The 24,385-nt window shown below is 50.7% G+C and carries 24 protein-coding genes, 1 tRNA gene and 1 riboswitch; of the genes, 6 read left to right on the forward strand and 19 right to left on the reverse strand.

Annotated elements, in window-relative coordinates; genetic code table 11:
- Positions 1–6: 6 nt before the first annotated feature.
- From BLQ99_RS08445 to BLQ99_RS08475, 7 genes are all read right to left on the reverse strand, one after another.
- Positions 7–576, reverse strand: a complete 570-nt coding sequence (locus tag BLQ99_RS08445) for a lytic transglycosylase domain-containing protein (RefSeq protein WP_093690007.1) — start codon at positions 574–576, stop codon at positions 7–9.
- A gap of 63 nt (positions 577–639) precedes the next feature.
- Positions 640–1,272, reverse strand: coding sequence for a dephospho-CoA kinase (gene coaE / locus BLQ99_RS08450; protein ID WP_245690381.1), 633 nt, complete (start codon positions 1,270–1,272; stop codon positions 640–642).
- Positions 1,251–2,075, reverse strand: a complete 825-nt coding sequence (gene mutM / locus BLQ99_RS08455; RefSeq protein ID WP_093690011.1) for a bifunctional DNA-formamidopyrimidine glycosylase/DNA-(apurinic or apyrimidinic site) lyase — start codon at positions 2,073–2,075, stop codon at positions 1,251–1,253. The genes coaE and mutM overlap by 22 nt, the downstream gene beginning before the upstream one ends.
- Before the next feature lie 17 nt (positions 2,076–2,092).
- Positions 2,093–4,717, reverse strand: a complete 2,625-nt coding sequence (gene polA, locus BLQ99_RS08460) for a DNA polymerase I (protein ID WP_093690013.1) — start codon at positions 4,715–4,717, stop codon at positions 2,093–2,095.
- A 172-nt stretch (positions 4,718–4,889) separates the two neighbouring features.
- On the reverse strand, positions 4,890–6,116 hold the full coding sequence (locus BLQ99_RS08465; RefSeq protein ID WP_093690015.1) for a L,D-transpeptidase family protein: 1,227 nt from the start codon (positions 6,114–6,116) through the stop codon (positions 4,890–4,892).
- 111 nt (positions 6,117–6,227) lie between these two features.
- Entirely contained in the window at positions 6,228–7,364 is a 1,137-nt protein-coding gene (locus BLQ99_RS08470; RefSeq protein WP_093690017.1) for a two-component system sensor histidine kinase NtrB, read from the reverse strand.
- Between the two features lie 349 nt (positions 7,365–7,713).
- Positions 7,714–8,076, reverse strand: a complete 363-nt coding sequence (locus tag BLQ99_RS08475; RefSeq protein ID WP_093690019.1) for a hypothetical protein — start codon at positions 8,074–8,076, stop codon at positions 7,714–7,716.
- A gap of 158 nt (positions 8,077–8,234) precedes the next feature.
- Between BLQ99_RS08475 and BLQ99_RS08480 the strand changes: the two genes are divergently transcribed.
- A complete protein-coding gene (locus BLQ99_RS08480) occupies positions 8,235–9,164 on the forward strand; it encodes a DMT family transporter (RefSeq protein ID WP_171904638.1) in 930 nt (309 codons plus the stop codon).
- Between the two features lie 91 nt (positions 9,165–9,255).
- Here the strand turns inward: BLQ99_RS08480 and BLQ99_RS08485 are convergent, their stop codons facing one another.
- Together BLQ99_RS08485 and BLQ99_RS08490 are read right to left on the reverse strand one after the other, a co-directional pair.
- A complete protein-coding gene (locus tag BLQ99_RS08485; protein ID WP_143005888.1) occupies positions 9,256–10,488 on the reverse strand; it encodes an exo-beta-N-acetylmuramidase NamZ family protein in 1,233 nt (410 codons plus the stop codon).
- Between the two features lie 123 nt (positions 10,489–10,611).
- Positions 10,612–10,697: transfer RNA gene (locus BLQ99_RS08490), tRNA-Leu, on the reverse strand.
- A gap of 153 nt (positions 10,698–10,850) precedes the next feature.
- Here BLQ99_RS08490 and BLQ99_RS08495 point away from each other — a divergent pair.
- Positions 10,851–11,564 (forward strand): M48 family metallopeptidase, encoded by a 714-nt coding sequence (locus tag BLQ99_RS08495; RefSeq protein WP_093690023.1) that lies wholly within the window; start codon positions 10,851–10,853, stop codon positions 11,562–11,564.
- Here the strand turns inward: BLQ99_RS08495 and BLQ99_RS08500 are convergent.
- Positions 11,561–12,007: a C-GCAxxG-C-C family (seleno)protein gene (locus BLQ99_RS08500; RefSeq protein ID WP_093690025.1), complete on the reverse strand. Its 447-nt coding sequence runs from the start codon at positions 12,005–12,007 to the stop codon at positions 11,561–11,563. The genes BLQ99_RS08495 and BLQ99_RS08500 overlap by 4 nt on opposite strands.
- Before the next feature lie 116 nt (positions 12,008–12,123).
- Here BLQ99_RS08500 and BLQ99_RS08505 point away from each other — a divergent pair, with 116 nt between their 5' ends.
- Positions 12,124–13,212 (forward strand): NADH:flavin oxidoreductase, encoded by a 1,089-nt coding sequence (locus BLQ99_RS08505; protein ID WP_093690027.1) that lies wholly within the window; start codon positions 12,124–12,126, stop codon positions 13,210–13,212.
- A gap of 15 nt (positions 13,213–13,227) precedes the next feature.
- The gene (locus BLQ99_RS08510) at positions 13,228–13,506 is read left to right on the forward strand and encodes a MoaD/ThiS family protein (RefSeq protein WP_093690029.1); all 279 of its coding nucleotides are present in this window, start codon (positions 13,228–13,230) and stop codon (positions 13,504–13,506) included.
- Positions 13,507–13,550: 44 nt separating this feature from the next.
- Here BLQ99_RS08510 and hcp read toward each other — a convergent pair whose 3' ends face one another.
- The 3 genes from hcp to BLQ99_RS08525 form a co-directional block, all read right to left on the reverse strand.
- The gene (hcp, locus tag BLQ99_RS08515) at positions 13,551–14,849 is read right to left on the reverse strand and encodes a hydroxylamine reductase (protein ID WP_216093647.1); all 1,299 of its coding nucleotides are present in this window, start codon (positions 14,847–14,849) and stop codon (positions 13,551–13,553) included.
- Between the two features lie 122 nt (positions 14,850–14,971).
- A complete protein-coding gene (locus BLQ99_RS08520) occupies positions 14,972–15,478 on the reverse strand; it encodes an ECF transporter S component (protein WP_093690031.1) in 507 nt (168 codons plus the stop codon).
- Between the two features lie 18 nt (positions 15,479–15,496).
- Positions 15,497–15,820 carry a hypothetical protein gene (locus BLQ99_RS08525; protein ID WP_245690382.1) on the reverse strand — a complete coding sequence of 108 codons (324 nt, stop codon included), beginning with the start codon at positions 15,818–15,820 and terminating at the stop codon, positions 15,497–15,499.
- 125 nt (positions 15,821–15,945) lie between these two features.
- Between BLQ99_RS08525 and BLQ99_RS08530 the strand changes: the two genes are divergently transcribed.
- Positions 15,946–16,290, forward strand: coding sequence for a hypothetical protein (locus BLQ99_RS08530; RefSeq protein ID WP_093690035.1), 345 nt, complete (start codon positions 15,946–15,948; stop codon positions 16,288–16,290).
- Between the two features lie 51 nt (positions 16,291–16,341).
- Here BLQ99_RS08530 and BLQ99_RS08535 read toward each other — a convergent pair whose 3' ends face one another.
- Positions 16,342–17,229 carry a dihydrodipicolinate synthase family protein gene (locus BLQ99_RS08535; protein WP_093690037.1) on the reverse strand — a complete coding sequence of 296 codons (888 nt, stop codon included), beginning with the start codon at positions 17,227–17,229 and terminating at the stop codon, positions 16,342–16,344.
- Between the two features lie 734 nt (positions 17,230–17,963).
- Here BLQ99_RS08535 and BLQ99_RS08545 point away from each other — a divergent pair.
- Entirely contained in the window at positions 17,964–19,160 is a 1,197-nt protein-coding gene (locus BLQ99_RS08545) for an MFS transporter (protein ID WP_171904639.1), read from the forward strand.
- Between the two features lie 181 nt (positions 19,161–19,341).
- Here BLQ99_RS08545 and cytX read toward each other — a convergent pair whose 3' ends face one another.
- The 5 genes from cytX to BLQ99_RS08570 form a co-directional block, all read right to left on the reverse strand.
- Positions 19,342–20,574, reverse strand: coding sequence for a putative hydroxymethylpyrimidine transporter CytX (gene cytX, locus BLQ99_RS08550; protein ID WP_245690383.1), 1,233 nt, complete (start codon positions 20,572–20,574; stop codon positions 19,342–19,344).
- A gap of 150 nt (positions 20,575–20,724) precedes the next feature.
- A riboswitch (TPP riboswitch) is annotated at positions 20,725–20,836 on the reverse strand.
- Positions 20,837–20,895: 59 nt separating this feature from the next.
- Positions 20,896–21,447, reverse strand: a complete 552-nt coding sequence (locus BLQ99_RS08555) for an HPP family protein (protein WP_093690046.1) — start codon at positions 21,445–21,447, stop codon at positions 20,896–20,898.
- Positions 21,448–21,469: 22 nt separating this feature from the next.
- Positions 21,470–22,408 carry an NAD-dependent epimerase/dehydratase family protein gene (locus tag BLQ99_RS08560; RefSeq protein ID WP_093690048.1) on the reverse strand — a complete coding sequence of 313 codons (939 nt, stop codon included), beginning with the start codon at positions 22,406–22,408 and terminating at the stop codon, positions 21,470–21,472.
- 71 nt (positions 22,409–22,479) lie between these two features.
- On the reverse strand, positions 22,480–22,692 hold the full coding sequence (locus BLQ99_RS08565; protein WP_093690050.1) for a hypothetical protein: 213 nt from the start codon (positions 22,690–22,692) through the stop codon (positions 22,480–22,482).
- A 20-nt stretch (positions 22,693–22,712) separates the two neighbouring features.
- Positions 22,713–24,302 (reverse strand): L-lactate permease, encoded by a 1,590-nt coding sequence (locus tag BLQ99_RS08570; protein WP_093690052.1) that lies wholly within the window; start codon positions 24,300–24,302, stop codon positions 22,713–22,715.
- Positions 24,303–24,385 lie beyond the last annotated feature (83 nt).

A 24,385-nucleotide genomic window follows, 5' to 3' on the forward strand; every position in this document is an offset into this window, starting at 1 on the left:
CACCTCCTATTGTCCATACAACTCCTGATAACGTCTTTTATTATGCAGCACCTTTGCGACATATTCGCGCGTCTCACGGAAAGGGATTTGCCTTATGTCTTGGAAAGACATATCCCAGCCATACTGGCGCATCCACTGGCGCACATTGCCCCTTCCGCCGTTATATGCGGCGAGAGCCAGCACTTCGTTATCCTCAAATTCGCGCTTAAGTGACGCAAGGTACCAGGTTCCAAAAGCAATATTTGTCTCCGGGTCAGTCAAATCCTGCACCAGAAAATCCTGTCTCCCGATCTGTCCTGCCAGCCATTGACCGGTTTCCGGCATTATTTGCATCAGTCCCAGCGCCCCTTTCGGAGAGACAGCCTGAGGGATAAACTTGCTTTCCGTGCGTATAACACCGGCTACCAAAAAAGGATCAAGATTATGCTCCAGGGAGTATTGATAAACTAAATTCTGATACGGAAATGGATACAGGTATTTTTTTTGAAACCAATCGCTGTTGTAAATGGCATAACTCCCGGCGGCCAATACAAGAAGCCCTACAACCAATGCGTTTAGCCAGGATAAAACGCGCAAAATCAATCACTCCGTCATATTACTTGCTACAAAGTATGTATTGACTAATGCAATCATTCGTTATTATTTAGCGGGGATTTTCTGCCAGGCGGCCAGCACCTGGCGACGCGTGGCATCGATGCTACCGCTGTTATCAATTATGACGTGGGCTCGCTCTGCTTTTTCCCGCAGAGACATTTGCGCGCTTATCCTTGCCCTGGCTTCACCTTCGGTCAGTCTGTCCCGCGCCATAAGCCGCTTAAGCTGCGTCTGCTCATCTACATACACTACCCAAACGGCGTCGGCAAGATCGTCCCACCCTTTCTCGATTAGCAGCGGTACGTCCAGCACCGCTACCCTTACTCCCGCTTTGCGGGCTGCTTCAAGAGCGGTTTCAACCGCCGCTTGGATGCGAGGATGGGTAATTGCTTCCAGCTTGGCGCGCTGCTTGGCATCGCTAAAAACAATCTCCCCAAGAGCCTTGCGGTTAATACTACCGTTACCATTCAAGACGCTAAGACCAAATTCGTCTTTTATCTCCTGCCAGGCTGGCTTACCGGTCGCTACAACCTCCCTGGCAATTTCATCGGCATCGATAATAACGGCTCCCAACTCTTGCAGCATAGCGCTCACGGTACTTTTACCACTGCTGATACCACCTGTCAACCCAATCACATACATTTGACCTACCTCGTCTATCGTTGGCAATTTGGACAAAAATGGGTACCCCGCCCGCCCACTTCCGTGCGGACAATTGGCGTGCCACACCGCTGGCAAGGCTGTCCCTTACGGCCATATACCCGCAAATAATGCTGGTGACTGCCGGTTTGTCCGACTCCGTCGCGGTAATCGCGAAAACTTGTCCCCCCATGGACAATACCTTCTTCGATGACCTGATTTATGGCGCGATAGAGCTTATTGGCTTCGTCCTCGCTAAGACTGGCGGCGGAGCGCGTTGGCGCAATGCCGGCCACAGCTAAACTTTCGTCTACATAGATGTTGCCCAAACCGCCGATAACCTGTTGATTAAGCAGAACGGCCTTAATCGACGACTGCCGCTTTTTCAACATCATCCGGAAATAATCGAAAGTGAATTCCGGTGAAAGCGGCTCAGGCCCCATGGTAGCTAACCCGGCAATTCGTCCCAGTTCAGCACGGTGTATGGCATAAAGGGTGCCTAACGTGCGCGAGTCGGCATAAATCATAGCATCATTATTATCGAGATCGAAAACGATATGCGTAAATTTATCGTGCGGATAACCGGCCGGTACGTAATACAGCCGGCCGGTCATGCGCAAGTGTACCACCATAACCAGGTCGTGTTCAAGGTGAAACAGCAGATATTTGCCGCGTCGATCAAGGCGTTCAATTTTTCGGCCTGTTACCGCTTCCTTAAATTCAGAAACCGAAGGCCACTTAACCAGACGGGGCAAGTTAATCTTTACCGCCTCGATACGTCGGCCTACAACCTTGTCAGCGAGCGTGCGGCGGATGGTCTCTACTTCCGGCATTTCCGGCATTTTGTGTGTCACCCCATTCATTTAGCCTGAGCCCAATTTGCGCCGGTCTTAACGTCAGCAACCAACGGCACCGCCAAAGCGACGGCGTTCTCCATAGCTTGTTTGACAAGTTGAGCCACTATCTCCCGCTCCGCTTCAACTACTTCCAGAACCAGCTCGTCATGAACCTGGAGCAACAGGCGGCTTTTCAGGCGCCTGTCCCTTAGCTGCCGGTAAACCGTGATCATGGCTTTTTTAATAATATCGGCAGCCGTTCCTTGAATGGGCGTATTCATGGCCGTCCGTTCAGCAAAGGCCCGCTGGTTGAAATTGCCGCTATTAATATCAGGCAAAAAGCGTCGGCGCCCAAATAAAGTAGTTACATAACCTTGCTGTCTGGCCAGATTAATAACATTGTCAATATAGTTTTTCACACCCCGGTACTTGGCAAAATAACTGTCGATATAATGACCGGCCTCTTTCCGGCTGACGCCAATATCGCGTGACAGGCCAAAATCGCTGATACCATAGACAATACCGAAGTTGACAGCCTTAGCCCGCGCCCGCATCTGGGCCGTTACCTCCGTCATCGGCACGCCAAATACTTCGGCCGCTGTACGGGTATGTATGTCCTGATTGTGCCGAAATGCGTCAATCAGATTATCATCTCCCGCCATATGGGCCAAAACCCTGAGCTCGATTTGCGAGTAATCGGCAGACATGATTAAGTCATAACCAGCCCCGGGCACAAATAATTCCCGAATGCGACGGCCGATTTCGGTGCGGATGGGAATGTTCTGCAAGTTTGGTTCCGAGCTGCTTAGCCGCCCGGTCGCCGTCACTGTCTGGTTAAAATGGGTGTGGATCCGCCCCGTATCGGCCCGGATAAGGTCGCGGAGGCCGTCTAAATAGGTGGATTTCAGCTTGGTCAACAGCCGGTATTCAAGCAGACGGTCAATGAGCGGGTGCTGTCCCGCCAGTTTTTCCAAGACTTCGGCATCGGTCGAATAGCCGGTTTTCGTCTTTTTTATTACCGGTAACTTGAGAACCTCAAACAAGATATGGCCTAACTGCCGGGTAGAGTTAACGTTAAACTCCTGCCCTGCTAACTGGTATATCTCGGTCAGCAAGGCCTCAATTCTATCCGTAATTTCCTGCGCCAAGGCATCGAGCTGCGTCAAGTCCACCTGGATACCGGCGATCTCCATTTCGGACAGCACCGGGACAAGCGGCAGCTCGATTTCTTCGTACAGTTCAGCCAGCCCCGCCGCCACAAGCTTTTCCTTAAGTACCGGATATAACCGCTGCGCTACTTTAGCCGCCCAAACCGCATAATCAGGCGTGTCCAAGCGCTCTTTATCCATTTTGCCGGCGACGAGACCTAAATACTGGCACGCAAGCTCTGTCAGCGGATACTCTACCGCTGTCGGCTCCAAAAGATAAGCCGCAAGTTGAATATCAAAACATAGCCCCCGTAGCTCCGTTCCCTTAGCCTTGCAGGCATTACAAATTTCTTTGGCATTATAGGTGACTTTGGGGATAGTCTCGTCGGTCAACAGGTCCCACACCAACTCCCAGCCGTCAACATCATGCGGGATGTAAATTGCCTCCTCGCCTACCCATAGGGCTAAGCCGGTTAATGTAACCGCAGGGATTTTTCCGCTGGTCAAGGGAAAAAATACCATCCTGCCTAACTGTTTTATCCGGGCCACGCTCTCCCTAATTTCGGTAAATGAAGTAAGCACCTTAGCAGGAGACAGCTCCATGGCCGTTTCGGTCGGCGGCAAAGCCTTGCTGTCAAAAAGGTCAGGCAGCTTAACCAGCAAACTCTTAAACTCCAGTCTTTGAAAAACTTCCCTTACACGCGCCACGTCAGGCGCTGCTTTGAGCGCTTCCAGTGAACAATCTAGCGGCACATTGCAGTCAATGGTAGCCAGTTTTTTGGAGAGCAACGCCAGTTCCGCGTTAGTCCGTAGGTTTTCCTGCAATTTTTTGCCCGAAACCTTATCAATATTAGCCAGTAGGTTCTCTACACAACCGAATTCACGCAGAAGTTTGTCTGCCGTCTTCTCGCCAATTCCCGGAACGCCGGGAATATTGTCCGACGCATCACCCATCAGACCCTTGAGGTCAATAATTTGTGCAGGCGATAACCCGTATTTTTCCTTTAAAACATTGATATCGACCAGCTCGGTTTCCGATATGCCCTTGCGGGTAAGCATAACTTTGGTGCGCGGACCAATCAGTTGCAATGCATCCCGGTCGCCGGTCACGATACAAACATCATAATCTTGTTTAGCGGCTTGAACAGCCAATGTACCGATAATGTCATCGGCTTCATAACCCGGTTTTTCCAGTACGGGAATGCCGAATGCCGCCAGCACCTCGTGAGCAAGCGCGAACTGCTCCGACAATTCCCTTGGTGTGGCCTGACGGTGAGCCTTATACTCGGCATAAACCTGACTGCGGAAAGTCTCTCTCCCTTTATCGAATGCAACCGCAATAAGATCAGGTTTGTTGTCGCTGAGCAGCTTTACCAGCATAGTTGTAAACCCATATACAGCATTGGTATATAGTCCCGCCGCCGTGGTCAGCGGCGGCAAAGCATAAAAGGCCCGGTGCATCAGGCTGCTCCCGTCGATAATTATCATTTTCTGCGGCATATGCCTATCACCCATTAACAATTAATAAGCTTGTACCAAAAACATAATCTTTATATATTTGGCCGTTTATCGGGAAATCCCTTTCTAGTTTTGAAAATCATGCTCTAGGTTATGTACCGAAACGAAAAGTCAATCCCCCCCGGCCAAACAAACGACAAAAAGGGCGGAAACATTAATCGTTCCCACCCTTGACGTTAAAGGGGTAAGTCAGTTCAATGCTGCGGGCCGGCTCGTTCCAATATACATAGGCTTGAAAATAATCGTAGATTTTCGTTATTTGAAGATAAGGTTGACCGCCAATAAAACCAATCGGCAGCGGTTTGCCGTTCATGGTCGCTGCTTTTTTCATCGCATCCCAGGTGACTTTCTGACCGATGGCATCAGCCAGGGCAAGCAGCGGTATGGCGAGGACGCCGTCAAGCACCCGCACATCACTAGTAAAAGTTTTTCCATTTAACGCAACGGTGAGCCCATTAATATCCAGGCGCCTTTCTTCTTGCTGCCAACTCTGCTGACCGCCAAATAAAACCTGGACGTTGTCGGACGTAATATACAGGATGTCGCCCTTAACAATGCCAGGAGCGCTGAAATTGCCGGCACGGACGGTCTTAGTCTGTTCATCCCATTGAATATTGCGCTTAAGTGCAGCGGCAATGGTCCAGACGGGTACGAACAACGTGTTCTCTTGGTAAACAGCTCGCTCAACAAGAGTTTTGCCATTCACGCGGATTTGATGGAATTGGGCAATTACCACCTGCCGATCCGGTACCTCACGGATGAGCCCTAATAAAAAATCATCGCTTACCAGACCGGCTAAGCCATACGCCGCAAGCTTGCGCTTTACCTCGCTCAACGTGACGTCACCATAACCGTAGATATCGGGGTAAATTCCGACCGACGCGTTGCCGTGAGCATCCACCCTGACCTTGACGCGGTCATAGGTGACCTTTACCGGTGTGCCGTAAGGCACTACCTCATACAGTTCCTCCACATCAGCCTCATGCATTCGCACGCAGCCGTTAGAAACGGCCGTACCTATTGCCCAGGGCGCATTAGTGCCATGAATGCCGTACATGGGCAGAAACCCCATCCAGCGATAGCCTAAGGGATTGTCAGGACCGGAAGAAACTGCCGTCCCGCCGCGCGGCGGGAACCACCAGGGATTCACCTCCTTGTTAATAATACTAAAAGTCCCCGTTGGAGTAGGCGTGGAAGGTTTGCCGATCGCTACCGGGTATACTTTGATAAGTGTACTCCCGGAATAAAATTCGAGGGTACGGCTAGGCAGGTTAATTACAATATTGGGTGATGCGATATCGGGGTCGATCTGGGCATGGACTGGCAAGATTGCAAGAAACAGCAATAGGACAGCGACCGCTGCCCCTCTGCCAACAGCCACGAGGCATCCCTTCTTTACTGTTTTATAACAGTATCATATATGAGGGTGCCCCTTGGCATATGACAAAGGAACAACACGAAAAAGGACCGAATTCTATCCGGTCCTCCACAGCTATTGCAAGTTTAAAATTTGTTGATGCACGACCGTCAGATGACGTATTCGGTCATCGGTGATGGGTAGATATATATGAACGCGGGTGCCTTGATTTTCAGAACTGACATTGATAAACCCGCCATGTTCGGCGATAATGCGATGAGCCACCGGTAGCCCCAGTCCCATCCGGTCCAGCTTGGTAGTATAAAATGGTTCAAAAACCCGTGACAGAATTTCCGGCGGAATTCCCGGGCCGGTGTCGGCAATGGCCACGACAAGCATGTTGAGATCAGCATGGAGCCACGACTTCAGACTTAATGTCCCTTCCTCCGGCATCGCCTCAATTGCGTTTTGCATAATGTTGATAAAAGCCTGCTTAAGCATATTGCCATCGGCGCAAATCTGCGGCAAGTTTTCCGCCAGTTGCTTATCGATAATGATATTTTCACCGCCGAGCTGCTTAAAAGTCAGGCGCAGCGCCTCTTCCAGCAGACGGTTGAGGTTAACCCACGGCTGCTTTTGGATTTGCGGTTTGGCAAACAGGACCAGTTCTTTCACCACCTTATTTATATAACCAACTTCATCAAGCAGCATTTCAAGGATTTCCCGCCGAACGGTATACTGATCGTCCTCCAGGCGGTTCAGCATAACCTGGAGATAACCACTGATAGTTGTCAGCGGTGTCCGGACATGGTGGGCCACCCCGGCGGCTAGTTCGCCGAGGGACATGAGCATCTGCGTTGTTTGAATTTGCTTGATAGCCGCGCGAACCGCCGAGACATCTTGCAAAATAACGATCATCCCGCTTATGCCGCCGGTTGAATCACGTAATTTTAAAGCGTCAACATGAAGATAAGTTATTTGTTCCTTGACCTTCAATTTCAGGCTAGTGGTATAAAGATCATCATACTCGGACAGCGAAAAAATGCGCAGAAACTTTTCTCCATGATGGCGGAAAACATGGTCAGACCGTTTTCCCAATACCGCCGTGCGATCAATGCCACAGAGTTTCTCGGCCTCGCGGTTGAGGTTTTTTATCCGTAGTTGGCCGTCCAAAAATAAAATTCCTGTTTTCACATTTTCAAAGTAGTCACTATATTCATCCTCTTTATTTAAGTATACAATTTTATTTTGAGGAGCTTCAGCAGAATACACAAGTCGTCATCCCCTTCAAAACATCCAATGCTATTAAGGTGATGATTAGAATTCTTGTAAATATATGTATTTCCTGCCAGGATAGACCAAATAGTTTTCGTAAAAATACGACATTTTACTTGCAAAAAAATGGCATGTTGTCGAAATTACATGCCATTCAGCTACTAAGTCGGATTTTCCTTGACCTATGGGCTTCTCTCTTTTTCGACATAAAACCACGCGACCGCTCGGTTTTTCCTCCTAATGTTTTTCAAAACATTGTATTAATTTCCATTTTTAGTAACAATTGCCATATTATTCCAAATATTGCGCTTTTCCGAAAATAAATGCCGGTCTGCACCGGCCGAAATTACTCGCCAACATATTTTTGGTAAAAATAGTCCGGATCAATTTCGTCGGGGACAACGGCATGAAAACGCAACCATTCATTGCCGGCAATACCCTTTGTTAACAGATAGGTTTTGGTTGGAAAATCGCGGTCGTCCACTGCCAGCAATTGATCGTCAACCACCACCGAATCTAAATCGTCGCGCGAAAAATTATCCGTATAAAAGTACTGGTCAATGGTCAGCAAGCTGCCGTCACCGTCATACACTGCCCCGAAATAAACAGCTCCACAGTCGATGGTGAATTCAAACGTATTATTGTCGTCAGGGGTGCGGCTGTCAAACAGGATGCGCTTTACGGGTATACGCGTCATTTTAATGGTCACAAAAAGCCCTCCATTCCTTCTTTTCCCTAGAATTATTCCCAGGAAACGCCTGCTTATACCTTGCCCTTTCCCGACCAATGCCTATTGACGCTGTTAAACGAGGAAATGGCATACATCTAAGCGAAGTATATACGACAAGAAACGGAGGCGTCGTAGCAATGTATGGCAAACGTTTAATCGAAGCACTACTCTGGATGGTTGTCCTAATTTGGGCTGGCAACTATACTTTGGGAAAAGTGGGAATGCGTGAGTTTTCGCCCGCTGCGTTCACCGCCCTGCGTTTTGCCATCGCTACCCCCTTTATGTTCTTGTTACTACGATGGCGTGAAGGCGCCGTGCGCTTTTCCCGGCCGGACTTACCGCGTCTGGTCGTCGTGGGGGTAATAGGGGTTGCGCTGTACCAAACGGTTTTTATCGCTGCCGTAAAATATACTACTGTTACGACAGCTTCGCTTATGCTTGGTCTCTCCCCTATCTTTACCGCCTTTTTTAACGCACTCTCAGGCCATGAGAACCTACGGCCGTCCTATTTGCTCGGGGCGGGAGTAGCTTTTGCCGGGCTAACCCTGGTTATCAGTTCCGGCCCAGGCGAGCTGGGGCTCAACGCTGCCACCTTAAAAGGTGACATCCTGGCGTTTATCGCATCTGTCCTATGGGGACTCTATCCTGTTTTAGCAACACCCATCCTAAAAAAGCATTCCGCCCTGTGGGTAACGGCTCATTCCAGTTTAATCGGCGTCGCCGTTCTGCTGATTTACTCTACCCCTGATCTTGGGTCCATGAACTGGCCTGCTGTGTCCCGGGCGGCATGGGCATCACTGCTCTACGCAGCCATTCCTGTCACAGTTATTTCGCTGGTAGCCTGGTACTACGGTATTGAAAAAATCGGTGCCAACCAAGTCATGATTTATATGTATATGATTACGCCGACGGCTATGGCCATTGCGGCCTTGACCATCGGCGAAACAATCAACGCTTTTCAGATCATTGGTACCGGCATTACCTTACTGGGCGTTTATCTCGTCAAACGCCAACCGGAAAGCAAACGGCCTGACCAGGCCGAAGCAGAAAACCCTGCGCCCAAATAGGCGGCCCTTGCCCGCAAATCACTACCGCATCCCCCCTTAGGATTGCCAAACCCGGGCCGCCCCTTTCCGGATCATGTTAGATCATTTTTTACTATTCATAAAGTAAATATGGTTTAGCCTTTTGCCGAAACCGCTCTGCTTCCGCCTCCCACGCGGCTACGATTTCATTGAGCGTAAAGCGCCCCAAGCGCAGCGAATCGTCCCCGGTGGCCAAGTCGATATTAGGCTTGCTGCCTTCGCGGTACGGGGCGTTAAAGCTAAATTTATCGCCGCTCAGTTCTATAACGGTATATAAAAGCGCCAGCCCAGTCCGGACCGCCTTGTAGGCTTTCCGGTCCACGACATGGATTTGTACGCCGCCGCATACTTGTCCCTTATACTTGGAAAAAGCGGGTGTAAAATAAGCCGGCCGGAAAATAACCCCCGGTAAGTGCTGGGCGTTCATTCGGTCGGCCAACTCTTGGGCATCCAACCAAGGTGCACCTACCAGTTCGAAAGGCCGGGTGGTTCCTACCCCTTCCGAGATATTCGTTCCGCCAAATATACCGGTACCGCTGTAGACAAGGGCAGTGTCGACCGTTGGCATGTTCGGAGAAGTCATGACCCAGGGAAGGCCGGTTTCATCATAAAGCATGTCGCGCCGCCATCCCGTCATCTTAACGACATGCAAATCGCAGTTGATGCCAAACTCGCTGTTAAACAACTGCGCCAATTCCCCTACCGTCATACCGTGGCGTATCGGTATGGGATATAAGCCGATAAAAGACTGAAACTCTGGTTCTAGCACCTTTCCCTCCACTTGTACTCCTCCTACCGGATTAGGGCGGTCCAAAACCACGAATGTCTTGCCCAACTCACTAGCGGCCTGCATGGCATAGGCCATGGTGTAAATGTATGTATAGAACCGGGCGCCTACGTCCTGAATGTCAAAGACCAGAACATCCACATTCGCCAGCATTTCCGGCGTTGGTTTCTTGGTGGCGCCGTAAAGGCTGTATACCGTTATGCCTGTTCGCTCGTCCGTATAAGAACCTATGGTGGCGCCGGCCGGGATATTGCCCCGGATCCCGTGCTCGGGAGCAAATAGCGCGACCAGATTGGTCTTTTCTTTCAGGATATCCACCGTACTCCGAAAGTTGCTGTCAATGCCCGTATGGTTGGTAATCAGTCCAACCCTTTTACCTTGAAACAAATGCAGGTAGTGATCAATGTTTTCCACCCCAAGCCTTACTTTGGCCGCTGCCGCTGCGATGCCGGGATAGCTGCCCATGCCCAGAAGAACACATATCACCAATAATACAGATAGCCAAGAAACGCGTTGCATCGTCGGCCTCCCCGCTTTACGTTTTTATTATCATTATACCTTACCGCCACTGCCTTGTCCTCAGGGTCTCACAGGCGAAAATAAAAAACTCCAAGGTACATACCTCGGAGCTTTATGACTAAATGGTGCCGGAGAAGGGACTTGAACCCCCACGGGGAAAACCCCGGCTGATTTTGAGTCAGCTGCGTCTGCCGTTCCGCCACTCCGGCACGAATTCAATTGTACAATGGACATTATGTATAATATCACGGCTATACCCTATTGTCAAGCGATTAGTGATAAAATTGTTCCGGTTAGTTTGGAGGAAACAAGGCATAAAATAACTAACTCTAATATATATTCCTTCGGAGAAAGGTGAAAGCGTGCCGCAGATTACCCTTACCGGCCAATCGATAACTTACACGGTAACATATAGCAAACGCCGTAAAACGGTGCAGTTAAAGATGATTTCTCCGTATGTGGTGGAAATAACCGCCCCGGCCCGCTGCTCGCAAGCTTATCTGGAAAAAATACTGTGCACCAAGGCAAGATGGATCGCGCAGCAATCGGCCCGACTCGCGAATATCGCCGAATGTCCGGTTAATCGTTCGGTGGAAGCAGGAGCGCCAATCCTATATCTGGGGCAAAGTTATCCAATTTGTTTATTGTCTGATGGCGCCCCTGCAAGAGTAACCCTGGACCACGACCGCATTGTCATTCGCGGATGCTCCGAACTGGCGGCTAGCTGTCCGGAATTTTTAAAGCAATGGTATCTTGAGCAAGCACGAATCATACTTACCGAGCGTACTGCTTATTGGGCAAAACGGATCGGCGTCCAGCCCGCGCGCATTACCCTCCGCGATCAGAAAACCCGCTGGGGCAGTTGTTCATCAAGGGGAACGATATCGTACAATTGGCGCGTGATTATGGCCCCGCCCAAGGTTATTGATTATTTGGTAGTCCATGAGCTTTGCCACCTTTTAGTCCCAAATCATTCCGAGCGGTTTTGGCAACTCGTGACCAAGCACCTCCCCGACTACAAGACGGAACAAAGCTGGCTGCGCCGCAACGGTCACCTTTTGACAAGAATTTTTTAGTTTGTTACGCCCGGCATAAGTTCTTTTTCCCGCAAAAATTCTTCTAACAAACTTGCCGTTATGCCCGTAATCTTCAGGCAGTTGCGTAAGTGCTCCCGGGTGTCAAAGGGGTGGGAATTAAGTACACGACAGCAGGTAGCGCCAAACTTTGCCGCAAAACGCTCATGAAACTCACGGGTCGTTTGGTACACAGGCTCGCGGCTCTCTTCCTTACTCACCCGCCCCTGGAGCAAACTAATCACCATGACGGACGCAGTCAAAGCGCCGCACATGCAGCCGGCATGGCCCAACCCCCCGCCAAAACCGGATGCAATGCGGATGGCTGCATCGCTGAGTTCAAGATTCAGCACGTCCCGGAAAGCCCGTAAAATTGCTTCAGCACAATTGTATCCTTCCTTAAAATTCTGACCGGCCCGGTCACGGGCACTGGTGATCGTACTCATGGTCACACCCCTCTTTTTCTTTTCTTAGCTAAATTCGTTTTTTGCTCCTCACTTCCTCTCTCGGCTACATGCCGTCAAGTCTTTTTTCCACGCAAAAAGATATAAAGGAGGTCATTATGAGCATGTTGTTTACTCCCTTTACCATCGGCAGTCTGACGGTAAAAAACCGCTTTGTCCGCTCGGCTACTCAGGACTGGCTAGGCCATGAAGACGGACGGATTTCCGAAGCCCAAGTAGAACTTTATGAAAACCTGGCCCGCGGCGACGTCGGCATGATTATCACCGCCCATGCTTATGTACAACATCCGCTTGGCCGGGCAAGCATTCGCCAAAACGGTATCTATGACGACCGGTTTATTGACGGCTATCGTTTGCTGGCCCAAGCGGCGCACCGCCATGGCGCCAAACTAATTGTGCAGATCTCTCACGCGGGTCGGCAAACTTCACCCGATTTGACGGAAGGTGAAACACCGGTAGCGCCATCAGCCGTCATTGACAGGAGTACCGGCATTACCCCCCGGGAAATGACCGGTGACGAAATCTGGGCGCTGATTAACGCATTTGTCACTGCGGCCGAGCGGGTAAAAAAGGCCGGCTGCGACGGCGTGCAGCTCCATATCGCGCATGGTTACTGCCTTTCGCAATTTTTGTCACCTTATACCAATCGGCGACAGGATGAATGGGGCGGTTCAATCGAAAACCGCACCCGCATTATCCGGGAAATTATGGTCCGCTGCCGTGAAGCGGTAGGCAGCGATTTCCCCATCCTTGCCAAACTTAATTGTACCGACGGTCTTTCCGGACCAGGCTACTTAACGCGCGAAGACGTTGTTTACACGGCCCGCTTGCTCGAACGGCTCGGAGCGGCGGCAATCGAGGTCAGCGGCGGGATCCGTGAGGCCAAAGGCGTCATGTCGCGTCCCAATATCCGTAGCGAAGAAGATGAAGCATACTTCGCCGCCGATGCCTTGGCGATAAAGGAAGCTGTCCGTATTCCGGTAATTTTAGTAGGCGGCTTGCGTTCAATGGCTACGATGGAAGGCTTGCTGCAAAACGGCTATGCCGATATGATCGCCCTAAGTCGTCCTTTTATTAAAGAACCGAACCTTGTCGAGCGGCTGCGTGCCGGCCAGGCAAAAGCAAAATGCATCTCCTGTAACGCTTGTTTTAATCCTGCCGGCTTAGCATGCCGGTATGAAAAATAACAGAGGGCAAACATTATGAAAAACACAATTGAACTTCGAGGTTTTGCCCGGCTAATGAATCTCTTTCAAGAGCGCGGCTGGCCTTTTCCCTACCACTATCCCCTCTCCGCTCCCGTATCAGGGTGCGAACTGTTGGAACAATTGGCTATTGATAAAGACCAGGTAGAAGCAATGTTTATCAATGGCCGCGCCCAGCCATTGGACGCGGTAATCAATCCCGGCGACCGCGTGGCCCTTATTCCTCCTGGCACGCCCGGCCCTTACCGTATTCTGCTAGGAATACGGTCGACATGAAAAAATTCCCGGCAAAAAAACTTTTTGCCGGGAATTTTCCATTATTAGCCCAAAATAGCTTTCAAGTCTTCGTCCGGAGTTGTAATAAGGCGCAGACCATATTTCTCGTTAAGCAGCTTGAGGACATTCGGTGTGAGGAAAGCAGGCGCGCTGGGGCCAATGCGGATGTTCTTAATACCCAGGTGGAGCAGGGTCAGCAGGATGGCGACTGCCTTTTGCTCATACCAAGACAGGATAAGGGACAGCGGCAGGTCGTTTACGCCGCAGTTAAAGGCTTTAGCCAACGCCAAGGCAATTTGGATACCCGAGTAAGCATTATTGCACTGACCAAGGTCAAGCAGACGGGGAATACCATCAATATCGCCGAGATCAAGGTGGTTGAAACGGTACTTACCGCAGGCCACGGTAAGAATGACGCAGTCTTTGGGTATTTTCTGGACAATTTCAGTGTAGTAGTTGCGGCCCGGTTTTGCGCCGTCACAGCCACCGACAAGGAAGAAACGTCTGATTTTGCCGGCCTTTACGGCTTCTACTATCTTATCGGCCAGACCAAGTACGGCATTATGATGGAAGCCGGTGGTCAGTGTATACTCGCCTTCTTTTTCTTCAGCCGGCGGCAGTGATTTGGCCTTGGCGATAACGGCGGAGAAGTCGCGGGTAGGCAGGTGGGTAGCTCCTTCCAGCCCGGTAATTGTCCGGGTGAAAATGCGGTCGCCGTAAGTATTCTTGTCAGTAGGCGGCATGACACAGTTGGTCGTCACCACAATCGCACCCGGGAATTCTTCGAATTCCTTGCGCTGGTTCTGCCATGCCGTACCGTAATTGCCTACCAGGTGCGGATATTTTTTCAGTTCGGGATAAGCATGGGCGGGCAGCATTTCCCCGTGCGTGTATACGTTAATACCGGTTCCCTCGGTTTGCTTGAGTAACTCTTCCAGATCGAGCAGGTCATGACCGGTGATCAGGATGGCATGACCCTTTTTCAAACCAGTAAATACCTTGGTGGGCTCAGGTGAACCGTAACGGGCAACATGGGCTTTGTCTAAGAGTTCCATTACCCGTAGATTCATCTCACCGCATTTTAGGACCATTTCGATGTGCCGTTCAAGATTGAAGTTTACATTAGTAAGGGTAAAGAAAAGCGCATCGTGCATAAAGGCATCAACTTGCTCGTCGCGCACACCGAGTTCACGGGCGTGATGGGCATAAGCGGCAATGCCTTTAAGTCCGAAGATGAGAGTGTCTTGGAGACCGGCAATATCTTCATTCTTTCCGCAAACACCAACCTTGGTGCAACCAACGCCGCCGGCCGTTTGCTCACATTGATAACAGAACATACCCACTCTAAATTCCTCCTTCGCAATATTGCTCTTACAGTTTCTATTGTAAGGAGGATGGCTTTTGCCCGCCGTGATATATATCACAAATTGCCATGATTTTCATCACAAAAGAGCTACCGCTCAGGTCAATTCACCGGCCGCAAGCGTCGTACGACGATAGCGGTAAGGATCCCGCCCACCAACGCTGTTATGAATTGAGGCCAGCTCATGGCGAAGAGCAACCCGGCGGCGATTTTGGACGGAATGGCAACCCAGGTGAACAGCCACACAAAACCAAGGTACAGAAAAACCGCTTTAGCCGCGGCTGCAGCGACAATAGCCAACCAACGCGACAGCCTCAGGCCGGCGATATAACATATCACCAGGAGAAAATTGCCGCCGGCAACAGGAACAATGAAAATCGGCAGCGGCAACAGCTGCTGAAAATAGGCGACGACAGGTGCAATTACGCCGATTAAACAAGCGGAGCGCCAGCCAACCGTTTCGGCTGCTATCAGCAAGCAACTGTTCACAAGACTTCCAATAATAAAAGTAGAAAAAACAGTGGGGATGGGAATAAAAAACCGCAACGACTGAAACAGCAGCGTCAGCGCCAGCAATAAAGCCGTTCGCGCAAAAATTCTATTGTTCACAACCGCCACCCCTTACACCTACTTGTGCCATTTATGGCGGAATTTCGGTGGGCGATTGCCGCTACTGCCAAAGAGCAACCAGCCAATGACGAGCAACAGGACCAAATTAGCAGCCATACCACCGAGTAGACCGACATCCACCAAGATATTGATTAAGGTTAAACCCCCCAAAAAGAGTAGGCTTTTTTTTACATTAATATAGGGATAACGTTTGAGAACGAGATAGCAGAGGCCAAAGACAACCAAATCAATGACAACCCAGGCAACCCAACTGGCAAACAAGTATTTAGCCACACTACCGCTAACCATTATCGCTAATAAGTACAACCAAATCTGACTCACAAAACGCACCTCTTTCGCTCTCTTTACTCCATTATACCGAAAAACCGTGAAACTTTGACAGATGTTTATATCTTTTAAAATTGGCGCATACTGTTAATAGAAAAAAATAACAAGGAGTGAAACACATGGAATTTTCGTTTACTCTGTATCAACCAAAAAAAGAGCGGGCGCCGAAGGAAATGGCGGCACAAATTGAGATTCGCCCCAACGGGCGCATTGTTTTTAATAAAAAAGCGGCAGAACTGTTGGCCGACCGTCATTTCTGCATGCTAGGCTATGATCGGGAAAAAAATGCTTTGGGTATAATGCCGGTGACGGAGCAACAACTTAATTCATTCCCCATTCGTTATGCTTCGAAAGGCGCCTATATCGGAGCCAAAAAATTTTTTAAACATTTCAATATTTTGCCACAAAAAGTTATTCAAAACTCCCCCGTGCACACCGGTCAATTCATTGGCGTTAAACTGTAAGCAAAAATAAGAAACCAACGTCACATGACGCTGGTTTCTTACTTATTGTAGTTATACCTCAAGACCCAATCTGCGCATCCAGGCCAGAATTTTATCGTGAATTTCCGGGCCACCCGCCAGGCCGAGAGGAGCCGACACCGTAGGACCGCAAATCCCCAAGCGGCTGAGCCCGAATTTGATAACGGCGGCATTGGCGCCAAATCCTCCCATAAGCGGAATAAGCGAGGCGATTTTTTGCAGGCGGAGCGCTTCTGCCAAATCGCCGTTGGCAAAGGCTTTATAAACATCGGCGCACAGTTTCGGTACCAGACTGCAACCGGCATAAATACCGCCCTTGGCACCGTGCAGATAGGCGGCTAATCCGAGCGCCGGATTGCCAGACATGACGGCAAAATCGCTACCGGCAGTCACCTCGAGATAGCGCTGCATGCCGACAAAGTCACCAGCGCTGTCTTTAACGCCAATAATATTCGGGTGGCTGGCAAGTTTGGCCAATGTATCAGGAGCAATGGAGATTTTCGTCATTTGCGGGAAATTATAAACCACTACCGGCAATTCAGAAGCATCGGCCACCAAGCTGTAATGCCGGTACACTCCTGCCTGATCCAACGGATAATAGTAAGGAAGCGCAACCAATACCGCGTCCGCCTTTGTCCGTGCTGCGGCGCGAACTTGGGTGATAGTCTTCTGCGTGCTCGTATCGCCGCAGCCAATCAAAACAGGAACCTGTCCCCGCACTTCGTCAAGAGTGACTTCAATAGCTTCCTGCCGCATCGTTTCCGTCATGGCCGGAAACTCACCTGTCGAACCGAGAACCACCACGCCGTGAACACCGGCATCCAAACAATAGCGGACTACTCTGCGCATGCCTTCTTTATCAACTGTTTCATCGGGATTGAGCGCCGTTACCATCGCCGGATAAACGCCTTTTAACTCCACTGTATCGCCTCCTAAAAAAAAATTGCTATGAAATTTAGTACGCCCCTTGGCCAGAATATTCCTGCTTTATCATAAAATTTCCGCCTTTGGTGACATAACCGCCCCGGATAATAAAAGCATGGAACGTAAAAGAAAAGAGCAGGCACCGCATCCTGCTCTAAATACCCCATTAGCTGCAACAACTTCGCTGGGGAGGCAACCCTTTAAGCACTAACTTCTTGGCAAACAAAAACCCTTCTAAGTCAATTTCCAGATCCCCTGAACCTTCCATGCCAACGAAGGAGTTATGGATATAGAGTTCAATATCACGGACATTTTTGCATACAAACTCTTCGGCTTCGTGAGCTTGTGGTTTTCCCAATCGCACGGACGGGTAAGTCGTAACCCTGGGACCCCCTCAGCCAAAGCTCATTTTCTGTTCCATTTTAACAGTAACTACGCCATCTTGTTCTTTAATAAAACTCAGCGCTTTATCGCTTACTTTCCAAGACATTGCTACACCCCTTTCTCCCCCTCCCCAAAAGGGGGGGGCTAAAATTATTCTACTATGGCTTCAAAAACCAGTCAAGATCATTAGGACATATGACTTCGGGCCGGACAAGCCCCGGATTAAGGGAATGCACGGCGCCAAGTGCCGTATGCGCGTTTCTAATATTGACTTGCTCTGCTCTTATAATAATCTACTCACTCCATGCTATAATAGTATAAAACTCTGCTGGCAAGGAGTGGTATTGTTGCTTCGCGCGCTAACCATGGGCTGGGCGGTAATCTACGCCGACCGTACCTGTATGTACCCATTGCTCTCTGTTATGGCCGCCAGTATGTCCCTATCTTCCACACAGGTAGGAGGCCTAACCAGCGCTTATTTTTTTCTTTATGTTTTAATGCAAATCCCCGCCGGCATCATCGGCGACCGCCTCGGCCTTAAAACAGTACTCATTGTCATGTACGGCGTGGCCGGTCTTGGGTTGCTTGGCCTCGGTCTCTGGGGCGTAAACTATTCCCTTTTACTGCTGTTCGCAGCCCTTCACGGACTGGGGGCCGGCGCCTATTACCCCGCCGCCTATGGCACCACCCTGCAGGTTGTTCCCCCCGAACGCCGCGGCTATAGCTCGGCAATTATCGGCATGGGCATGGCTCTGGGATTGCTGGCCGGTTTAGCCGTCAGCGGACCAGTCTATGAAGCCCTCGGTGATTTTCACGCTCCTTTTGTCCTCATGAGCATCCCCACCTTTTTAATGCTGCCCTATTTCTCTAAGTCGCTTCCTAATATCAAAGGTGATCGGACACCGACCTGGCAAGACTACAAGGCCATTCTCCGGGATAAGCAGCTCTGGCTCATCAACGCCGCGACCTTTGCGGCTCTCTATGGCTTTTGGGTTGCCATAACATGGGGACCCACCTATTTAAAAGTTGAAAAAGGGTTCAGTCTTGGCCAGGCTGGTTTTTATACCGGGTTAATGGCGGTAACGGCTGTTCCGGCAGCCCTGTTATGGGGAAAACTTTCTGACCGCTTGGGGCGCAAGCCGGTAGCGCTGGCCGTGCTCCCTGCAGCCGCCCTGAGCCTTTACCTGCTGGCCCATGTGGACAGCAAGCCGGGGATTATAGCTACACTGCTCCTGCTAGGTCTTTTTACCAACTCGGCCTTTACCCCCATCACCGTTGCCTGGACAGGTGATATCGTTAGCACCCGTTATCCGGGCCGCATGGGAGCGGCCGTGGGTATTTTCAATTCTACCATCATGTGCGCCGCCATTGTCGCTCCTATTGTTTCCGGCTATCTGCGTGATGCCACCGGTTCGCTGGCTGCGGCCATCATTGCCGGCAGCGCCGTGATGCTGGCCGGTACGCTACTTCTATGCCGACTGACCGAATGCAAAACACCGGCCCGGAACTCGCCACCCGGAAATATGACAAACCAGCAGGATTAGCCCCTAAGCCTCACACTCTGTACTTTTAAAACCTTCAGACGTCAATGCGCATATTTACCTCTGTAAACATAAATAAACAATAGAAATATACTGCAGAAACCAGCGTCATCGACGCCGATTTCCCAAATTACATATCACATTGGGCACAGATCTACCAGGATGATCAACGGCCTTTATGCCTTCATCCGCAGCAGGGTTTGGGCGTTTTCTTGCAATATACCCATTTGTCTATATACCCCCCTGTTACCAGATAAAGCAGACCGGTAGCAAACATTACGGGGATGGTCGCCCCAAATACCAGGTCAAGTTTAAGGAACCAATAGTATAATGCGACGCCTATAGCCCAAACGGCCAGCGCTCCCCAGTTGGCCAGCAATTGGGGGTTAATACTCCGCTTTTTGCGAATGAAATAGTCAGTGAGCAGAATGGCATAGAGCGGGGCGAAAACCGAACCGATGGCCAGTAAGAAGACTTCGTATTGTTCCATATCGGCTACCAGCGCCAGCAGAGTGCCGACTACCGTTATTACAAGCGCCACGAGTTTTTCGTTAAGACCGGGCCGGAGGTTGGTAAAACTGACCCCGGCCGAATAAGCGTCCATAAAAGTAGTGGTAACGGTCGAGAGGACAATAATTCCCAGAGCCGCAAACCCCAGGTTGGCGGCCAGCATTATGTCGGTCGGATCGGCTTTACCGGTACTGATGGCGGCGGCAAGGCCGATAGTATACATCCAGCAGCTTCCCAGGAAATACCCCAGCCAGCTTCCCCATGCGGCGTTTTTTGCCTGCTGGGCAAAGCGAGTATAGTCGGCAATGAGGGGCAACCAGGACAGCGGCATGACAACACTCAGTTCCACCGCTTCACTAAACGGCATTCCGCCTGCCGGGACCTTTGTTAAAATGCTTATATCTTTGAATACCATGGCGCTTAGCATAATCGTCAGGCCAAACAGCAGCAATACCGCAGCCATGTTGACCTTTTTCCAGCCGCCCTCCCTACCAAGGGCAATCCACAGAAAAATAAGACCGCCTATGATTATGCACCATAGCGCGAAATAATCAAACTGCCAGAGCATTTTCGTAATTTCGTTGGCCGATTTGGCAGCGGAAATGATCATAATGGCTGTCCAACCTATCAGTTGTAGAACGTTCAATACGGAAAAGAGAGTTGTTCCGTACGCTCCGAAGGAAATGCGGGTCGACTCGATAGCAGGGATGCGTTCCCGTGTGCCGATGATACCTCCCATCACTAGCAACGTGGTACCGATAAAATGCCCCAGTATGATGGCTGCAATCCCGGCAGTGAAGCCCAGCGGAACGAGAAGACCGCCGGCAAGAATCTCGGCCACCGAAACGGCGGCGCCAAACCATAGAAACAGGAAATGCTTGAACTGCAATGTATTATTGTCGTTCATCATAATTACACCTACTTTCCCTCTTCTTTATCTTGTCGTAACAACAATATAACGGGGGCTATTACTCCTCCTGTTCGGAAGAGACTTGAGCAAAATGAGCATGTAGCAACAACCAAAAAAGCGCCCCCGTAAGGATGCGCTGCAAGAAAAACGTAAATCCTGGAGCTTTCCCTACGCTGGCATTACCCAGATCAGGTTATAGGGTCATAGATTTAACGGATCTATATCTCAGCCGGCCTTTCCGGCCCCCCTAGCACAACATATATTTTTCTCTTGTCTTTAATCGCCCATACCCAATCCGCTGGCTGGCCGTCACCCCATTTATCGCGCGATTTTTTTAGGGGGGAATATTGCCGCCATTATTCCCGACATCAGACGGTTCAAAACCTTCCCCGCAAGCACTAGGATGGTCGACCCCAGCGCTACCGGATACAGCGGGTAGAAAATGCTTTGACCGGTCACCACCGCGATGAGAGCGGTAGCCGCCGCCGGCGGATGCAGGGTCCTGCTATAAAGCATGGCGACAATGGCCCCGCTCACGCTAAAAGCTGCCGCATACCAGGTCGAGCCAAATATAATGTGCATGATAACCCCAACCACAGCCGCAATGATGTGACCGGCAATTACGCTGCGGGGTTGGGCGAACGGTGCTGCAGGCACGCAGAATATCAGACACGCTGAGGCGCCAAAAGATGCCACCAGAACCGGCGCGTTACATTCCATGGCTAGATAAGTGACTACGCCCATGCCTAGACTGGCACCAAAAAATATGACCAGTCCTTCGGCGGGCGCCGGCAACGGTGCACTGCTCTTACCTAGCCATTTATTTTTTATATAGCGGCAGCAATAATCTAAACCAGCCCCAATGTCCACTTCCTACCCCTTTCCCCGCTCATCACGGTTTAATCGCATCTTTTACTTCCTGGCAACACCTAATAAGTGCCTGACGGAACGCGTCCCGCATGGCATCACCGTCGCGCCGGGGCTGAAAAGCGATCTCCCGACTTGCTTTAGTGCAACTCAACTGCCACCGTTCCCGCAGAAAAGCCGGTCCTGTCCAGTCATGATCCAATACCTCTACTATCGGCGAACGTGAACCGGTAGCCTCCACCAGCATTGCTACGATCTCTGACCATGTAAGAAACAGGCTGCCGATATTATAAACCCCGTCACTGATAGCGGTGTTCTGCCCGGCCAGCAGAATAGCCGCCGCCAAATCTTCCATGGTAACAAAACAGCCGCCGGCCCCTTTCACAATCTGAATCATGTCATTATTTACCGCAGCGCGTACCATGTTACGCAGATGCTTACCACCGATAGTCTCGCCGAAAGCCCACCAAAAACGCAGGATGGTAATTGGCAGCCCTCTTTCGGTGTTATATACATGACAAAGTTGCTCGGCAGCATATTTGGCAAGGGCATATAAGGGGTTGCGTGCCTGTTGCACCAGGCACGGGTGTTCCTCCGTTACCGGTTCCGTCCGGGGACTGCCGTACACCGCCGCCGTACTGGCATAAACGAAGCGTTGAATCCGAGCGGAAGCGGCCACTTCTAAGAGGTTGATGTGTCCGCCGAGATCGCTGCGGAAAAGCGCAGCCGCATTGTCAGCAAAGCTCCAGGCCAGATTCACCACGAAATCGCTGCCGGGTACGACGCTCCGCAAAAGCTCTATATCTTCCAAGTCGCCCTTAATAATAGTAAGCCCTGCCCGTCCCGCCGCCATTTGGGGATTGGCCGAACGGTCATAAACCAGCACTTCGTGTCCTGACCGCAGATAATATTCGGTCAGATGTCGCCCGATTTCACCTGCGCCACCAACCAACAAAAGCCGCATATTGCCCCTCCTGCCAAAACTGTAAATTCAGGGGATCCGTATGCGAGTAGGCAATACGGATCCCCATTGCTTTATTTCTTGGTAACTAACGGTATCACACAGGCAATACAAAATAGGACTAGCGACAAGGTAATGAAGAAACCATTTTTTTGCACACCGCCGAAGTATGCGAACGGAAAAGCCAGCCAGAACAACCAAAAAGCGGTGTTCATCAGCGGCGTACGGTATTTTTTACCCCAAGGCACAGGCTTAGAGCCACTGCCAGATGTCGGATTTGCTGTCATACCCCTTTCCTCCTTTCAGCCTATGGCAGGTTCCTGAAGAACACGTAAGCAAACAGCCAGGCGTTGATACCAACAAGCAGCGCTACCAGCGCACAGTATGGGATGGTCCGGTACATAACCTCGTTCTCCCGTCCGTCGAGCCCTACCGTAGCGGTACCGATAAGCACTTTCGACGGGGCAATGGAACAGCCCACCGATCCCCCCACCGACTGGACGGCGGCCATAATCACCGTACTGATGCCCAGCACTTTGGCAGTCTCTACCTGCAAAGCACCGAACATTACGTTAGAGTTGGTATTGCTGCCTGTCAAAAAAGCCCCCAGGACACCAATAAAAGGCGAAAAGATGGGGAACAATACGCCGGTAGCCTTGGCCATACCTTGCGCCAGCAAGTTGGTCATGCCGGTGTCGTTCATGATCAGCGCCATCATGACCATGGTAATAATGCCGATACTGGTCGGCACGCACTGGGAAAAGGTGCTTTTCAGCGCGTCAATGGCCGCGCCCGGTTTCCATTTTCCCGCAGACCGAAACACCAAGTAGCCGATGATGGCAGCCGCTATCAGCAAGGGTGCCGGATGCGTCAATATATTGATCCGCGAATACATTTTTTCCGCTTTTACCGCGAAGCCGAACGCCGTCTGGACAGCCGGATAGTCTAACCCCCAAGTATATGGCGCAAATACCTTGGCGATGTCCTTAATCTGCGACAGGATGGACAGCAGAATAAGGATATAATATGGCGAAAAGGCAAGATGAAAACCCATCGTCCGTGGTACGTTCTGCCGAGCCAGTTCCTCTGTCGTTAAGTCGCTACGGTAAAAACCGGTCCGGGCCATAGCGGCAATCGTACCGCAACCGAACAAGGCCGGTATCAGCGTGGCCAGCTGCGCCGCGCCGATGGCGTTCATCAGCCAACACATAAAAGACATAACCGCGCTGGTAACGATTATGGCCGGCGCGCCGCGTTTTACCGCGGGTAAGCCGCCGTAGATATGAGCCACTGCAAAACCCGTGGCGATAATTGGTACAATAAACAGCACGGCCATCCAAGGGCCGATGATTTCGCCCGGAATCTTAGTAACCAGTTGAATCGTATAATAGGACGACCCCATCGAGCCAAACGAAATTGACCAAGAGTGGCCTACCAGGCAGGCTGCCGCCGCGACCGCCGGCGGGAAGCCCATGACCACCATGATGGGGGCGACCACCGCCACCGGTACGCCGAAGCCGGCGATGCCCTGCATGAAGGATGAGAAACACCAAGCCATAAGCAGGCACTGCAGCAGCCTGTCTTCAGTGACCTTGGTCATGGTATCCCCGATTACCTTCACCGCACCGATCTTTTCCACCATGTTATAGAGGAAAACGGCGCCCCAGATGATTAACAACACATAAAGTGATAAACTTAAACCTTTGCTATTAGCAAGCGCGAGTAACCGAGCATCTGCTCCGAAAGCAAAGATACCGATAACAACCGCTACGAACCAGGATATCGCCCCTGATTTGGGCGCACCCCATTTGAAAAGCAATATTGTCGATAACAGCACAAAGATGGGCAGGAAAGCTAGCAGCCAATTGGCAAAGGTTAAAACTACACCTTTATCCATAAATTGGTCTCCTCCCATACAGCTTGCTTATTGTAACCGCTTAAACATGAGGAAGCCCCTGGTTCCTTTTGTTCACGCTTCAA

The organism is Sporolituus thermophilus DSM 23256, from assembly GCF_900102435.1.
Classification (GTDB): domain Bacteria; phylum Bacillota; class Negativicutes; order Sporomusales; family Thermosinaceae; genus Thermosinus; species Thermosinus thermophilus.